Source organism: Streptomyces sp. NPDC055962, assembly GCF_042270185.1.
Lineage (GTDB): Bacteria > Actinomycetota > Actinomycetes > Streptomycetales > Streptomycetaceae > Streptomyces.
Window position 1 is genome coordinate 408,811 of the sequence record NZ_JBHJYN010000006.1, and the last position, 15,678, is coordinate 424,488.

The 15,678-nt window shown below is 70.6% G+C and carries 8 protein-coding genes; 3 read left to right on the top strand and 5 right to left on the bottom strand.

The window, feature by feature from the left end; translation table 11 throughout:
- The first annotated feature begins 338 nt into the window (after positions 1-338).
- Together ACFC51_RS20435 and ACFC51_RS20440 are read left to right on the top strand one after the other, a co-directional pair.
- The gene (locus ACFC51_RS20435; RefSeq protein WP_376376679.1) at positions 339-677 is read left to right on the top strand and encodes a hypothetical protein; all 339 of its coding nucleotides are present in this window, start codon (positions 339-341) and stop codon (positions 675-677) included.
- Positions 678-749: 72 nt separating this feature from the next.
- Complete coding sequence (locus ACFC51_RS20440) at positions 750-1,181, top strand: ATP-binding protein (RefSeq protein WP_376530005.1); 432 nt, start codon at positions 750-752, stop codon at positions 1,179-1,181.
- Between the two features lie 142 nt (positions 1,182-1,323).
- Here ACFC51_RS20440 and ACFC51_RS20445 read toward each other — a convergent pair whose 3' ends face one another.
- The 5 genes from ACFC51_RS20445 to ACFC51_RS20465 all read right to left on the bottom strand — a co-directional run bounded on the left by ACFC51_RS20445 (position 1,324) and on the right by ACFC51_RS20465 (position 14,330).
- Positions 1,324-1,740 carry a VOC family protein gene (locus ACFC51_RS20445; protein WP_376530007.1) on the bottom strand — a complete coding sequence of 139 codons (417 nt, stop codon included), beginning with the start codon at positions 1,738-1,740 and terminating at the stop codon, positions 1,324-1,326.
- Positions 1,741-1,819: 79 nt separating this feature from the next.
- Positions 1,820-2,620, bottom strand: a complete 801-nt coding sequence (locus tag ACFC51_RS20450) for an ABC transporter permease (protein ID WP_376530008.1) — start codon at positions 2,618-2,620, stop codon at positions 1,820-1,822.
- Positions 2,617-3,633 carry an ATP-binding cassette domain-containing protein gene (locus ACFC51_RS20455; protein ID WP_376530010.1) on the bottom strand — a complete coding sequence of 339 codons (1,017 nt, stop codon included), beginning with the start codon at positions 3,631-3,633 and terminating at the stop codon, positions 2,617-2,619. The genes ACFC51_RS20450 and ACFC51_RS20455 overlap by 4 nt, the downstream gene beginning before the upstream one ends.
- A gap of 57 nt (positions 3,634-3,690) precedes the next feature.
- Positions 3,691-3,897, bottom strand: a complete 207-nt coding sequence (locus ACFC51_RS20460; RefSeq protein WP_376376669.1) for an MbtH family protein — start codon at positions 3,895-3,897, stop codon at positions 3,691-3,693.
- Positions 3,894-14,330 carry an amino acid adenylation domain-containing protein gene (locus ACFC51_RS20465; protein ID WP_376530012.1) on the bottom strand — a complete coding sequence of 3,479 codons (10,437 nt, stop codon included), beginning with the start codon at positions 14,328-14,330 and terminating at the stop codon, positions 3,894-3,896. The genes ACFC51_RS20460 and ACFC51_RS20465 overlap by 4 nt, the downstream gene beginning before the upstream one ends.
- Positions 14,331-14,660: 330 nt before the next feature.
- On the opposite strand from ACFC51_RS20465, the gene ACFC51_RS20470 reads away from it, so the two are divergent.
- Complete coding sequence (locus tag ACFC51_RS20470; protein WP_376530013.1) at positions 14,661-14,978, top strand: hypothetical protein; 318 nt, start codon at positions 14,661-14,663, stop codon at positions 14,976-14,978.
- Positions 14,979-15,678 lie beyond the last annotated feature (700 nt).

Here is a 15,678-nt window from a genome sequence, read left to right on the forward strand (position 1 = left end):
TGGGCGAGCTGGCTTGGGTTGCGCGGCTGAAGCGTCCGCACAACGTGGTTGTACGGGACTTGAATCAGTCTCCAGGCCCGTTCTAGCGCGCCGGTTGCGCATATCTGGGCCGCCACGGCTCGCATCGAAGGCTGCGAGCATCCTTACCGGATACGCCCCCGGACGCCCTTCCGTGCCACGATGGGCTGACACGAGACCGGTCTGCACTCGGTTTGCCGGCCTTTGGGTTCTGGTCATCGCCCCCTTTCCGGGCAGTCAGTTCCCGCCATCGTCGGCCGCTCCTCCTTTTCGGGGCTTTCGCCTTTGGGCTCACCACCCCCGGAAGGGGGCCGCCCGCCATGCGCATCACCACGTCGGTCATCGACACCGCAGCCCGAATCACTCCGCACGGAGAGATCGACCACGCCACGCTGCCCGCCCTGCGCGCCGCAGCCGCCGCTCTGCCGCATCACGTGACCCACCTGACCTGGGATCTGCACGATGCCCGCTTCATGGACGCCGCAGGCCTCCATCTCCTGGCCGACCCGAAGGATCCGGATCACCTTTTTCCTCGGCAGACGACCGTGATAGGCCTGACAGCTCAAGCCCAGCACTTGCTGCGTCTGGCCGCGGAGATGTTTCCTGCCGTGGACTTTGCACACCTACTCCAGGACGCACCCGACCAGAGCGCCGTCTGAAACGCGACGCGCCACTCGGCACGGATGCCTGGCGCTGTGCGACGGGTGTGCGGGGGACAGGGGATCCATGCGATGACGGACGACAACACTGCCCAGCCGGAAGCATCCCGACTGGGCACGGATGAGGGCCTGCCCACCACGGCTGCCGACGCTCGCACCCGTGTGCAAGAACAGATCACCTCGACGTTCGGTGACGTGAACGCCAAGGAAGTCGACGCGCAGGTCCTGGGCGCAGCATTGCTGGTGACCTCGGAGCTCGTCACCAACGCGATCCGGCACGGCGGAGGGCTGAACGCCTTCGACATGTTGGTGACCGGCGATGCGCTTTTCCTCAGCGTTGCCGACGCCAGCACTCGTCTGCCGGTGTCCGTTGACCCAGCAGACCGGGACCGGGGCCGGATCGGCGGGTTCGGGTGGCCACTGATCTGTGGCTTGGCCCGACACGTGGCGATCACCCCCCAACCACACGGCAAGCAGATCACCATACTTATCCCCCTGACCTGACCATCGGGCTGGATGATCCTGCCCCGGCGGCTCGCCGCACACGAGGGGAGGGACCCTCTCGCGTCTGCACTGCGTCTGTATGAACAGCTACCCCGGCTACATGCTGAAAGAGGGCACCAAGCAGGTCCTCCTCAAGACGAACTCAGGACGCCGGGGCGAAGAGCTCCAGAGCGATGTTGTCCGGGTCACGGAATTCCAGGATGGACCCGACGCCGATGTCCTTGATGCCCTCGTGTGGGATGCCCTCCTCGTCGAGCACCCTCACCGCCGACTCCAGCTCCTCGCGGCCCCCGACCGCGAAGCTGAGGTGGTCGAGGCCGGTGCGGTCCTCGTCGAAACGGTCCTCGGAGACCGGGCGCAGCCCGAACAGTGAGTCCCCGAGCTGGTAGATGACGCCGCCGAAGAGGAAGGAAAGCTCCTCGCGAGTCTTCTCATCGGCGTCGGGTGGCAGTTGGAACGCCACCGGCAGCCCGAGGACCTTGTCGTAGAACGCGCGGGAGCGGCCGATGTCCGTCACGGTGAGACGGACGTGGGCGTAGGCGCTGGGGTTGATGGTCATGGTTCTATGCTCCCCCTTCGGCGTGTGCGGGACCGATCCGCCGCGCCGCTCCCGCTCGCGCGCTCCCGCCGGGGTGGTGTCACCCGAGGGTCACCCGGCGAAAGCGCGTGAGCGCCAGCAGCATGAAGGCCCCCGTGATCAAGCACGCGCAGCCGAGGGCGTATGGCAGGGCGTGGACGACGGGCCAGGCGTCGCTCACCGGGACACCGCTGGGTGCCGGGTTGCCGAAGAGGTCCCGGACGGCTGTCGCCGTGGCCGAGACCGGGTTCCACTCGGCCACCGCCCGCAGTGGTCCCGGCATCGTGTGTGTCGACACGAACGCCGAGGACACGAAGGTCACCGGGAAGAGCCATAGCAGGCCGGCGCTCTGTGCCACCTCCACGCTGCGGGCTATCAGCCCGATTGCTGCGCCGACCCATGACATGGCGAAGGCGAAGAGCAGGATGAGGAGGTAGGCGAGCACCGCGTCGCCGGCGGACGCGCCGATGCGCCACCCCACCAGCAGGCCGCACAGAGTGGTGACGACCAGTGTCACGGTGCTCATGAGCAGGTCGGACATTGTGCGTCCCAGCAGCACGGCCATCCTGGGCACGGGCAGCGACCGGAACCGGTCGACTATGCCCTTGTCCATGTCATTGGCCAGCCCCAGGGCGGTGAACGCCGAGTTGAAGGTGACAGCCTGTGCGAAGATCCCGCCCATGAGAAAGGTCCGGTAGTCCGCCCCGCCGAGGCTGCCCCCGAAGACGTACGCCAGCAGCAGTACGAACATCACCGGTTGCACCAAGGCGGCGATCACCGAGCCCGGGGTGCGGCGCAGGTTCAGCAGGTTGCGCCAGGCGACGATGGATGAGTCGCGGGCCAGCCGCCGCACCGACGTCATCGCCCTGCCTCGGATGCGAGCGCGCCGACGGTCTCATCGGCGGTCACCGGCCTCCGGGACGCCTCTGGCTGTCCGGTCAGGGACAGGAAGACGTCGTCGAGGGTCGGCGGCGCGAGTGTCACGTCCCGTACGGCGATATTGGCCAACCGTAGGCATCCCAAGGCGTACTCGAGGCTCTGAGCGCCGTGTTCGGTGGCGACGGTGAAGCGACCCGTACGGGAATCCAGGGTCGGCGCGTGCGGGCCCAGGGCGCCCAGGATCTCGGCTGCCGCCGCGCGGGCTCGGGGTTCGGCGACGGTCAGTGTCAGGCGCTCGCCGCCGACCCGGCCCTTGAGTTCGGACGCCGAACCCCGGGCGACCACACTGCCGTGCTCGATGACGACGATGGTGTCGGCCAGCTGATCGACCTCCTCGAGGTACTGCGTGGTGAGCAGGACCGTCGTACCGCCGTCGACGAGTTCCTGGATGGAGGCCCAGGTGTCGGTCCGGCTGCGCGGGTCGAGCCCCGTGGTCGGCTCGTCCAGCACGACGACCGGCGCGCGGGCGACGAGCGCGCCCGCCAGGTCGAGGCGCCGACGCATTCCACCGGAGTACGTGCCGCTGGGCCGGTCGGCGGCGTCTTCGAGCCGGAAGGTTTCGAGGAGCAGCCCCGCCCTGCGCCGAGCGGCGTGGCGCCCCATCCCGTACAGACGGGCGACCAGGTAGAGGTTCTCGCGGCCGGTCAGTTTCTCGTCGACCGCCGCGTACTGGCCGGAGAGGCCGAGGTTGCGCCGAACGCTCTCGGGGTCTTTGCATATGTCGTGCCCGGCCACCCAGGCCTGCCCGCCGTCCGGCCGGAGCAACGTGGACAGCACGCGCACCGTGGTGGTTTTGCCCGCTCCGTTCGGGCCGAGTACTCCCAGCACGGTGCCGGGCGCCGCCTCAAGGTCCACACCCGCCAGGGCTTGCTTGTCACCGAAACTCTTGGTGAGCCCTTCGGCGCGTATCGCCGCGTCGTTCCGGCGCTCCGTCATCGCTGGCCTTTCGTCGCGCTATGAGTCGTGCTGTGATCTGGGGGCGGCGGGCCTGGATCAGGCCATGGCGACGCGGGCGCTCCTGGGCGTGAGGTCCGTCCAGTGGACATCCACGTAGTCCAGGCAGGCGGCGTGGGCGGCGGGGCCGAATACAGCTTCCCACCCGGCGGGGACGTCGGCGAAGGACGGCCACAGGGCGTGCTGGCCCTCGTCGTTGACGAGGACGCGGTGCTGGGTCTGCGGGTCGTCGAAGGGGTTCGTCATGAGTGGTCTCCTTGTGCGGTGTGGTGGCCGGCGCGCAGTGCGACGGTCAGGGTTGTGCCGATCTGTGCCCGCGCGGCCGGTTGCATCATCTGGGCGTGCGCGCACTCCACGTCGTGGTTCTCGATGTGCCCGTCGATGTAGGGCGCCCACAGTTCGAGTCCGAAGGTGTCGCGGGGGCGGCCTTCGGCGGCGGTGAAGAAGAGGACGGGGCCCCGGAACGTGCGGGGGGTGTACGTGCGCATCAGCCGGGCCTGGCCGGCGAAGTTGTCCACCATCGTGTCGATGGTGGCCGGTTCGAGAGACCCGAGCGGGCTGCCGCTGCGGCGGAACGCGTCCCGTACGGCGGTCGCCTCGACCTCGCCGTCGCCTTCGAGCTCCTCCTCGCCCATGCCGATGTTGGACAGCAGCGCCCGGAACACGGTGTCACGGGCGGCGTTGTCCAGGTCGTCGAGCGGCGCGATCGGGAAGGCGTCGAGGATGGTCAGCAGCGCGACCTGCTCATCGGCCTCCTGAAGCTGTACCGCGACTTCCTGCGCGAGGTTGCCGCCGAAGGACCAGCCGAAGAGGTGGTACGGCCCGCGGGGCTGTACGGAGCGAATCTCGGCCACGTACACGGCTGCCATCGCCTCCATGCTGTCCGGGAAGGGGGCGGTCCCGTCGAGGTTGGGGGTCTGCAGGCCGTACACCGGCTGGTCGGGGTCGAGGTGGGGCAGCAGCCCGCCGTACGACCATGCCAGTCCGCCCGCGGGGTGGACACAGAACAGTGGAGGACGGTCCCCGGTGGTGCGCAGAGGCAGCAGCGTCGCCAGCGCGTTGTCGTCGGTGTCGTCGAGGAGTCGTTGCGCGAGCGCGGCGACGGTCGGCGCCTCGAAGAGACTGCGGATGCTGGCCTGGACGCCCAAGGCGGTGCGGATACGGCCGATGAGCTGGGTCGCGAGCAGGGAGTGACCGCCCAGCGCGAAGAAGTCGTCGTCGATCAGCACCTGTTCGGCGCCGAGCACCTCCGCGAAGAGGGTGCACAGCACGTCCTCACGGGGGTTGCGAGGCGCCCTGCCGGTCCCGTCGGTGCTGCCGGCGGGTGCGGACGGCGCCGGGTCGGGCAGGGCCGTTCGGTCCAGCTTGCCGCTGGGGGTGAGCGGGATGCGGTCCAGGGGCTGCCAGCCTGCGGGGACCATGTACGCGGGCAGGTTGCGGGCCGCGTGGGCCCGTATCGCCGCGAGACCTGCCGCTGTCCCGGCCGCTTCTCTCGCTTCGGTCGCTTCGGACAGGACCAGGTAGGCGGCGAGCTGTGTCCCCGCCGAGCCGCCGTCGCGTGCGATCACGCCGGCCTGGACGACATCGGGGTGGGCTTCGAGCACGGCCGCGATCTCGTCGGGCTCGACCCTGAAGCCGCGCACCTTGACCTGGCTGTCGGCGCGCCCCGCGAATTCCAGCGCGCCGTCGTGGCCGCGCCACGCGCGGTCTCCGGTGCGGTACATCCGTGCTCCGGCCGGGCCATACGGATCGGGTACGAAGCCTCGCGCCGTCTCGGCCGGCCGGCCGTGATAACCGAGTGCGAGACTGTCGCCGGCGAGATACAGGTCGCCGACCACCCCCACCGGCACGGGGCGCAGCCGCGCGTCCAGCAGATACGCGCGGGTGCCGGTGACCGGCGTGCCCAGTACGGGGCGGTCCGTCTCGGCGAGCAGGGCGACGACGGTGTCGACGGTGGCTTCCGTCGGACCGTAGAAATTCCAGGACCGCACCTCGGGCACCTCGCGCAGCGCGGTCCACAACGCCTGCGGGACAGCCTCGCCGCCGAGAACGAGGACCGACGGGCGGTGCTGCGGACCTGGCGCGAGCAGACCGGCGTCCAGCAGTTGGCGCACGTGGGTCGGTGTCGACTCCAGGACGTCGAGGCGCTGATCACGCACCGCTTCGACGAGGGCCTCCGAGTCGCGCCTGGTCAGGTCTTCAAGCACGTGCAACTCGTGTCCGTCGATCATCCACAGTACGGGGTCGAGAGAGGCGTCGAAGGACAGGGCGGAGGTCAGGGCCACCCGAAGCCGCCGGCTAGTGCTCGCGCGCACCGCCGGGGCGAAGACCTGCCGCCGGTGGTGATCCAGCAGCCGGGCCAGCGAGCCGTGCCCGACGAGCACCCCCTTGGGGCGCCCGGTCGACCCCGAGGTGTGGATGAGGTACGCCGCCGAGCCCTGCCTGGGCCGGACGTGGGGCGCGGTAGTGGCCGGCGCCGTCAGGAAGCGGGCCGGTCCGGAGCTGTCGATCAGCAGTTGGGGCCAGACCTCCGCGACCCGGCCGGTCGTGGCGCCGGCGGTGACGACGAGCCGGGGGCGGGCGTCGTCGAGGACAGCATCGATCCGGCCCTGGGGGAGGGACTCGTCGACCGGCGCGTAGACGCAGCCGGTCTTGAGTACGCCGAGCAGGGTCGCGATGGAGTCGACGGACCGGGGCAGCAACACGGCCACCACGTCGCCGGGGTGCGCACCAGATTCCTTCAGCAGGGCGGCGATGCTCTCGGAGCGTGCGTCGAGCTCCGAGAACGAGATCCGGCCGTCGGGCGCGGTGACCGCGATGTCACCGCTGCGGGCCGCGGCGACTGTCTCTGTGAACCGGTCGAGGACGGTCGCCGGACTGGTGGCTGCGTCGCCTCCGTGGCCGAGGGCCAGCAGCCGCGCCTGCTCGTTCTCGTCGATCAGAGCCAGGTCGGCGACCTTGGTGCCCGGCTTGCCCACGGCCTGGTCGAGCAGCCGCAGGAACCACTTCGTGATCCGGCGGGCCGTGCCCTCGTCGAAGAGATCCCGGCTGAACTCCAGGGTGGCGTCGAGAGTTTCCTCACCGGGCGCCGCTCCGGGCTGCTCGGTGAAGCCGAAGGAGAGATCGAACTTGGCGCCTCCTGTGTCGACTCCTTCCATCCGCGCCCGCAGGCCCGGCAGGTCCAGTCGGGGCGCCCGGGTGTTGTTGAGGGTGAGCATCACCTGGAAGAGGGGATGTCGGGCGAGGGAGCGCGTGGGCTGCAAGGCCTCCACGACGCGCTCGAACGGCAGCTCCTGGTGGGCGTAGGCGGCCAGGTCGGTCTCCCTTACCCGGGCCAGCAGCTCTCTGAACGTCGTTTCCGGGTTCACCTCGGTGCGCAGGGCGAGCGTGTTGACGAAGAAGCCGACAAGCGGTTCGAGGGCCTCGTCCGTCCGCCCGGCCACCGGTGTGCCGATGACGACGTCGTCCCCGGCCCCCGCGCGGTGCAGGACGGCCGCCAGCGCGGCGTGCAGGACCATGAACGTGCTGGTCGCGGACATCCTGGCCAGCCGGCCGAGGGCAGCGGTCGTATCCGCCGGTACCTGGAACGTCACGATGCCACCGCTTCCACCGGAGACGGCGGGCCTGGTCCGGTCGGCGGGCAGCGATGTCTCCTCCGGCGCCCCGGACATCTCCGCCGTCCAGTGCGCAAGTTGACGGGCAGCCGGGGAGTCCGGGTCGTCGGCGCGGCCGAGCAGGCCGCGCTGCCACAGGGCGTAATCCGTGTACTGAACCGGCAGCGGCGCCCAGCTGGGCGAGCGTCCGGCCGTCCGCGCCGCGTACGCCCCGGCCAGGTCCTGGGCCAGCGGACCCATCGACCACCCGTCGGCCGCGATGTGATGCACGGTGATCAGCAGGGTGTGCTGGTCCTCGGCGAGCTGGAACAGCTCGGTGCGTATCGGTATCTCCTGCGCCAAGTCGAACGGCCGCCCGCTCGCCTCCCGCAGGGCCCGCGCGAGAGCCGGCTCCTCCAGGGCGATCACCGGCATGCCGGGGCGCGCATCACCGGGGGCGAGCACCGCCTGGAAGGGTTCGCCGCCGCTGACCTTGATGAGGGTGCGCAGGCTCTCGTGCCGGGCCACCACATCGGCGAGCGCCCGGTGCAGCGCCGTACGGTCCAGGACGCCGCTCAGCCGCACCGCGACGGATATGTGGTACGCGGCGGTGTCCGGCTCCAGTTGGTCCAGGAACCAGAGCCGTTGCTGCGCAGGGGACAGCGGGGGCTTGGGCGGCCTGGGGGCCCTGCTCAGCGCGGGACGCGCCGCACCCGCTTGTCCCAGCCGCTCGGCGAGCGCCGCCGGGGTGGTGGACTCGAACAGGGCACGGACCGGTAGCTCGACAGCGAACGCCGAACGGATCCGGCTGATGAGACGGGTGGCCAGCAGTGAGTGCCCGCCGAGTTCGAAGAAGTCGTCGCCTCGGCCGACCTGTTCGTGCCCGAGGCTTTCCGCGAACAGGGCGCAGAGGATCTCCTCCGGAGCGGACCTGGGCGGGTCGGTGTCGGCCGCGCCGGCCCCCGGGCCCGGGGCGGCGTCCGCTGCGGTGGGCAGCGCGGCGAAGTCGACTTTGCCGTGCGCGGTCAGCGGCAGCGCGGCCACAGGTATGACCGCCGTCGGGACCATGTACGCCGGAAGCCGGTCGGCCAGGTAGGCACGCAGTGCGCGGGTGGACAGTTCCTGCCCGTCGCACGCGACGACCCAGCACACGAGCCGCCCTTCGCCCTGCGCGTCCGGCTGTACGGCGACCGCTGAGTGGGCCACGTAGGGGTGTGCGGTGAGCACCGTCCCGATCTCGCCGGTCTCGACGCGAAAGCCTCGCACCTTGACCTGCCCGTCGGCGCGCCCCACGTATTCGAGGCGGCCCTCCTTGCGCCGCACGAGGTCACCCGTGCGGTACATCCGGGTCCCCGGGGCGCCGTACGGGTCTGGCAGGAAACGGGCCGCCGTGGCGGACGGGCGGTTCTCGTATCCGCGGGCCAGGCCGGCGCCCGAGAGGTAGAGCTCACCCGTGACTCCCGGGGCGACCGGGCGCAGCCGTTCGTCGAGCACCCGCGCGCGGGTGCCGGTGACGGCACGGCCCAGGTGGGGGCGGGCACCGGCGGTGACGCGGCCCATCACGCTGTCCACGGTGGTCTCGGTGGGCCCGTACAGGTTCCACACCGTGATGCCCTGGAGTGTTGACAGCTCTTGCCACAGCGACTCGTTCACGGCTTCGCCGCCGAGTGCGAGGACGCGCGGGCGGGGCTGCGCGGGGGCGAACAGGCCGCAGGCCCGCAGCTGTTCGAGGAAGGACGGAGTGGTCTCGACGACATCGATCGAGCTGGCGTGCACGAGAGCGGTGAGCGCTTCGGGGTCGCGGCGCGTCGCGTCGTCCACCAGGTGCAGTTCGTGTCCGGCGACCATCCACAGGAGCGGGTCCCAGGAGGCGTCGAAGGTCATGGCCGCCGTGAGCGCGACTCGCAGCGGGAGGCCGTTGTTTCCTGCCTCGGCCGACTCCATCAGCTTCTCACGGTGACTGGCGAAGAGGTTCGCCAGGGACCGGTGCTCGACGACGACGCCCTTGGGCAGGCCTGTGGACCCCGAGGTGTAGAGCACATACGCGGCGTCCTGGGCGCGCGGCGCCTTCGGTGGCGGACCGCCGGCCGGGCGCCACACCGCCGGGTCGTCGAGGAGCAGACTCTCTGCCGCCGGTGGCAGCGAGTCCTGCACAGCGGCCGTGGTCAGCAGCAGCCGGGGCGCGGCGGTTTCGAGGATCCGCCGGTTGCGGGTACGGGGATGCGAGGGATCGAGGGGCACGTACACGGCTCCGGCGCGCAGCACCCCGAGCAGTGCCACGATGTGCAGCGACGTCCGGGGCAGGGCCACCGCCACCCGGTCACCGCTGCGGACCCCCGCGTCCGCCAGTATGCAGGCCAGTTGTTCGCCGCGGGCCAGCAGGTCACCGAAGCTGAGGCGGCCGTCGGAGGCGACCACGGCAGTACGGCCCGGCTCAGTGGCTGCGCGGGTGGTGAGCACGTCCACCACCGTCCAGCCCTCACCCGGTGCCCCCTGGTGGGCGAGGAAGGACCCGGACATCGGCTTCTGATGGGTTCGGGGCAGTTCGTCCAGTGCTGCGTCGTGCTGGTCCGGCGTCAGGAAGTCGGCGTCGGCCGTGGGAAGGTCGGGGGCGGTGAGGGCCGCCCGCAGCAGCCGCGTGAAGTGCTCGGCGAAGCGCTCGGCGGTGCTCCGGTCGAAGAGGTCCTCGCTGAACTCCAGCTCACCGACCACACCGCCCGGCGCGCCGTCACCGTCGTGCTGTTCGGTCAGGTCCCAGGTGAGGTCGAACTTGGCTCCTGAACGGCCGATGGACGAGTCGTGGCTCACGCTGAGGCCCGCCAGTGCGGGGCGTGGCGCCGGGGTGTTGTTGAGGCTGAGCATGACCTGGAAGAGGGGGTGGCGGGAGAGGGAGCGCGCCGGCGCCACCTTCTCCACGACTCGCTCGAATGGAATGTCCTGGAGTGCGAACGCCGCGAGGTCGGCACGGCGTACCCGCTCCACGAGTTCCCGCAGGCTCGGTTCGCCGGACGTGTCTGCCCTGAGCACCAGTGTGTTGACGAAGAAGCCCACCATGTCCGTGAGTGACTCGTCGGTGCGGCCCGCCACCGGCGTACCGATCGCGATGTCGTCACCGGCGCCAAGACGCGTCATCAGGGCGGCCAGCGCCGCGTGCAGCACCATGAACGTGCTGGCCCCGCAGTCCGCTGCCAGCCGCACCAGGGCGCGGTGCGTGGCGGCGTCGATCCGTACGGGCACCACGCCGCCCCGGCCGGACGACCGCGCCGGGCGCGCACGGTCGGCGGGGAAGGTCAGCTCCTCCGGGAGCCCTTCGAGGAGCTGCACCCATCCGGCGAGCTGGCGTCCCGCGAGACTGCCGTCGCGCCGAGGGTCGCCGAGCAGGTCGCGCTGCCACAGGGCGTAGTCGGCGTACTGCACGGGAAGGGCGTCCCACGACGGAGCCTCGCCGACGGTGCGCGCCGCGTAGGCGGTGGCCAGGTCGTGCATGAGCGGACCCATCGACCATCCGTCCGCCGCAATGTGATGCAGCGTCAGTACCAGCACTTGCTCGTCCGGTCCGGTAGGGAACAGGTGAGCGCGCAGGGGTAGTTCACGCCCCAGAGCGAAGGGGGTGCGGTCGGGTTCGACAGGTGCCCGGCCCTCCGGCATCACCACGAGCGCCGGGCGGGCGGTCTCGGGGGCGAGGACGTGCTGGTGGGGGCCTTCCTCATCGACGGCGAAGAGGGTACGCAGACTCTCGTGCCGCGCAGCCAGATCGGCGAGCGCGTCGGCGAGCGCTTCGCGGTCCAGTGGGCCCGACAGCCTGAGGGCAACCGGCAGATGGTAGGCGGCGCCGGCTTCGCCCAGCTCCTCCAAGAGCCACAGCCTCTGCTGCCCGAAGGACAACGGCAACCGCTCCGGGCGCGGCGACGCGGCCTCGACCGGTGGCCGCGCCGCCGCGGAGGATTCCAGTACGGCGACGAGACCGGCCGGGGTCGGCGACTCGAAGAGGGTGCTGATCGGCATCTCTACGCCGAAGGCCGCGCGTATCCGGCTCACCAGGCGGGTCGCCAGCAGCGAATGCCCGCCCAGCTGGAAGAAGTTGTCGTCCCGGCCGGCCCGGGGCACGCCCAGGCACTCGGCGAAGACCGCGCACATCAGTTCCTCATCGGCGGTGTGCGGTGTGCCACCCCCGGCCGCGACCGGCGTGGCCTGCGGCAGCTGGCCGGTGTCGAGCTTGCCGTTCGGGGTGAGCGGCAGCCGCGGCACGGTCGCCCACGCGGTCGGCACCATGTGCTCGGGAAGCAGGCCGGCCAAGGCGTCCCGTACGTCCGCGAGGCCTTGGGCCCCCTCGAGGCCGTCGGTCACCAGGTACGCGGCGAGCCGTTCCACCTCGTCCACGGAGCCAGTCAGGGCGACCGCCGCCTCGGTGACACCCGGCAGGCTCCGTAGCGCGGACTCGATCTCGCCGGTCTCCACGCGGTAGCCACGTACCTTGATCTGGCGGTCGCTGCGGCCCAGGAACTCCAGGGCGCCGCTCTCGCTCCAGCGGGCGAGGTCTCCCGTGCGGTACATCCGGCTCCCCGGCGGCCCGAACGGGTCCGGCAGGAACCGCTCCGAGGTCAGCCCCGGGCGCCCGGTATAGCCTCGCGCCACGCCCTCGCCGGACAGGTACAGCTCACCGGCCGCTCCGTGCGGAAGCGGATGCAGAGACGGATCGAGCACGTAAGCCCCGGCGCCGGCGACCGGGCGGCCGATGGACGGGGTGTCGCCCGTAATCCGGGTGGTCACGGCGTCGATGGTGGTCTCGGTGGGGCCGTAGTAGTTGAAGACCAGCAGGCCGGACTGGGCGGCGAGCTCGTTCCACAGGTCGTCGTCGACGGCTTCCCCGCCGAGGGCGATCACCAGGGGCCGGTGCTGCGGGGCGGTGAGCAGCCCGGCGGTGAGCATCTGACGCAAGTAGGTGGGGGTGGTCTCGATGGCGTCGATGCGCTGCTCGACCAGGAAGTCCACCAGCGCTTCGGGGTCGCGCCGGATGTCGTCGTCGACGATGTGCAGTTCATGGCCCGCGACCATCCACAGCACCGGGTCCCACGAGGCGTCGAAGGAGGTGGCCGCGGTCAGAGCGACCCTCAGTCGCCGGCCGAGCGTCCGCTCGGCCAGCGCGTGGGTTTCCCGCCGGTGGTGTTCGAGGAGGTTGCTCAGCGATCGGTGCTCCACGACGACGCCCTTGGGCCTGCCGGTGGAACCGGATGTGTAGATGACGTACGCCGCGTCCCGGACGCCTCCCCGTCCCGGTTCGACCACGACCGGCTCCAGGCCAGCCAGGTCGGGGTCCACCAAGGGGAGCGCGCCCTGCGGGTCGATGACGCGGGCGGTCTCCGCCGTGGCGACGAGCGCGATCGGCTGCGAGTCCTCCACCATGAAGGCGAGCCGCTCGGTGGGGTACGAGGGGTCGAGCGGCAGATAGGCGGCACCCGTGCGCATCACCGAGAGCATCGCCACCACCAGATCCGTGGACCGGGGCAGACCGACGGCCACCCGGGTGCCGGGCCCGGCACCCCTGGCGGCCAGTACCCCGGCGAGGGTGTCGACCTGGGCGTCGAGCTCCCCGAAGGTGAGCCGGTCGCCGCCGCAGACCACGGCGGTGTCCGTAGGGGTGGTCTGTGCTTGGTGGGCGAGCTGCTCGGGGAGGGTGGCCCGGTTCTGTCCCGCGGCGTCGGCGGGTAGGGGAGCCGGGGCGCCCAGCCCCAGGACCTGGAGCCGTTCGATGTCGCCGACGACGCGCAGGCTGCCGATCGTCCGCTCAGGGTCGTCGGCGAAGGCCTCGATCAGACGGCACAGACGCTCGTGATGGGCAGCCAGATCCTGCGAGGTGTAGAGGCCGGGGTTGCCGAGCAGGTCGACATGGATCCCGCCGTCGGCGTACGAGGCGTGCACGGCGAGTGCCATGTCCTCCACCGGGCCGATGGACAGGTTGTGAAGCGTCGCCTGGTGCGGGCCGAAGGTGAGTCGGTCGTCGAACGCGAGGACGTTGACCGAAGGTCCGGTCAGTGGGACGTCCGTACCGGTGAGGCCGAGGTCGCGGCGCAGGCTCTCCGACGGGTAGCGCTGGTGCGCCAGGACCTTGCGGGCTTGGGCTGACGCTTGCTTGGCGACGTCCGCAACCCGGTCGGACGGGGATATGCGCAGCCGCATCGGCAGGATGTTGCTGAGCATGCTCGGCGTCGCACGAGCCAGTGAGGTGCGCCGTCCGGTGACCGGCAGTCCCAGTACGACCTCCCCGAGCCCTCGGCTGCGGTGCAGGTAGACGGCCATGGCCGCCATGAACAGCGTGGGCCACCCGGCGCCCGCGTGCTTGGCTGCCGCACGCAGCCGCTCGGCCTCCGGGGCCGTGAACTCCCGGCGTACGCGCAATGCGCCGTAACCGGGGGAGCGCCGCTCCGCGGCCAGTCCGGTGGTAGTGGGGGCGCCAGCCAGATAGTCCGCCCAGAACTCGCCGTCCGCGCAGTGCCTTGTGGAGGTCCGGTACGTCTCCTCCTCCTCGACCAGCGCCCCCAAGGCGGACTCCGGGCAGGGCCCGCTGCTGGCCGCAGCCGGGGTAAGGGAATCGGTGTAGACCTCGGCTATCCGGGCGAGGGCGAGCGCCGCGCCGTACCCGTCGAGCGCCAGATGGTGCACCTGCTGATGGAAGAGGTGGCGTTCCTCGGTCAGGCGGAAGAGCGTCATGCGCACGAGCGGCCCGGTGGCGATGTCCGCCGGCCGCCCCAGGCACTCCTCCATGCGCCGAAGCGCCTCGGCGTGCGGATCGTCGAAGCGCGACAGATCGACCAGCGGAACCTCGATGTCCACACTCGCGTGAACACGCTGAAAGGGAACTCCGTCGCGCTCACCGAAAGTCAGACGCAGCGCTTCCTGCTCGTCCGCGACCCTGTCCACGGCCGCACGCAAGAGCGCCGGGTCCACCCGGCCCCGGATGTCCGCGTACTCGGCCACGTTGTACGACGGGTTCCGCGCGTCCATTCGCTGGGCGAACCAGAGACCGCGCTGTGCCGCGGTCAGCGCGAGTGTGTGGAGAGGAGCCCCGTCGTACGGTGCGTCGGTCACGCGTTCTCACCTCGGTAGAAGACCGCCGGAAGCCAGTTGGCATCGCGGTTGCGAACCTGCGCCACGCCTTACGTATGTACGGTCGCGGACTTCAGATAGTCGTGGTTGCCCCGAATGGGCTCGCACATCAGTCTTTCGGAGCCGTACGGCCACCGGATTGGCGGTGTGATGCACGGCACATCTATGTGTGGCAAGTTTCGGACTTCACAGCCGCACACAAGTCAAAGAGCGATGGGTTCGAGCCAGTCACCAAGCCGCGCGGCGAGCGGCTCCGAAGATCCCACGTCGGAGTTCAGCCGAGATGAGACCTACGAGACCACTGGAGCGTTCATGAATCTCCCCGCCAATGTGCTGCGTTGGGGCGTCGCGACCACTGCCGCCGCCGCACTGTTGATGTCGACCGGGACCGTCGCCGGAGCCACCGAGGGCCGTGGGTCGGCCGCACCCAAGGTGCAGTCGATACGGGCGGACCATCCGCGCGATGCGTCTTCGGCCACCACGTACGCCTACCGAGGGGTCCAGGGCGGCAACCTGTGCCTACTCTCCCGCTGTTCGGTCGGCGGCCCCAATTCCGGAGGTAGCGCCGGACCGAGCAACACCCAGGGCTTCAACCTCTGCCTGCTGGCGATCTGCGGGGTCCGCCCCTGACGCCGGCTTCGGAAGCGCCTGCATCAACTGCAGGTACGACCGCTACGACGACGGCAACGGCCATGACGACGGCAAGGGTGAGGACTACGGCTACCACGAAGGCGACGAGCAGGTAGCGCAGCTTGCGACTCGCTTCCGCCCGGCTGAGCTACCTGGGCTCGGCCGGGCGCAGCAGACTCACTCTCCCCTGAGGTGCCAGTACATACGGACGCCCTGCCGGCTGGCGACTTGGATCGGCGCCGAGGCCTCACACCGACAGCGAGGGCGTGTGCCCGACCGCACGCCACGCCTCCACGGTCTGGGTGAGGAGGGGGAGGGGCTGAACCAGGATGCCGACCGCACCGTGCGGGGCATCCGCAGTGCGGCCACGGTCACCATGATGGTCTTGTCCGAGCCGGTCGACGTGTGCCCCTGCCCGCGTCGCCCCGACGCGGGCACGGTCCCGGTCTGTGACCTTGTACTGCGTGAGGTAGCCAGAGAGCACGTAGCCGTAACAGCGCTGGTGGCCGAGAATGAAGGACCCCGTGGCGCCAGGAATGACTGACAGAGGAGTGATCCGGGATGACCGACCGGTCGCGAAACTCGATCTGCCAGTGGTGTGGACAGCCCGTTCTCGGCGTTTCCGCAATCTGGGACAACCAGCCACAGTGCGGGGACCCGTTCGCCTGCGCCAAGCGCATCAAGGTGGCACGCCTGTGTC

What these genes read in the sequence shown, in the direction of transcription:
- ACFC51_RS20435 (WP_376376679.1), top strand. Translation starts at nt 339, where the DNA reads ATGCGCATCACCACGTCGGTCATCGACACCGCAGCCCGAATCACTCCG.
- ACFC51_RS20440 (WP_376530005.1), top strand. Translation starts at nt 750, where the DNA reads ATGACGGACGACAACACTGCCCAGCCGGAAGCATCCCGACTGGGCACG.
- ACFC51_RS20445 (WP_376530007.1), bottom strand. Translation starts at nt 1,740, where the DNA reads ATGACCATCAACCCCAGCGCCTACGCCCACGTCCGTCTCACCGTGACG.
- ACFC51_RS20450 (WP_376530008.1), bottom strand. Translation starts at nt 2,620, where the DNA reads ATGACGTCGGTGCGGCGGCTGGCCCGCGACTCATCCATCGTCGCCTGG.
- ACFC51_RS20455 (WP_376530010.1), bottom strand. Translation starts at nt 3,633, where the DNA reads ATGACGGAGCGCCGGAACGACGCGGCGATACGCGCCGAAGGGCTCACC.
- ACFC51_RS20460 (WP_376376669.1), bottom strand. Translation starts at nt 3,897, where the DNA reads ATGACGAACCCCTTCGACGACCCGCAGACCCAGCACCGCGTCCTCGTC.
- ACFC51_RS20470 (WP_376530013.1), top strand. Translation starts at nt 14,661, where the DNA reads ATGAATCTCCCCGCCAATGTGCTGCGTTGGGGCGTCGCGACCACTGCC.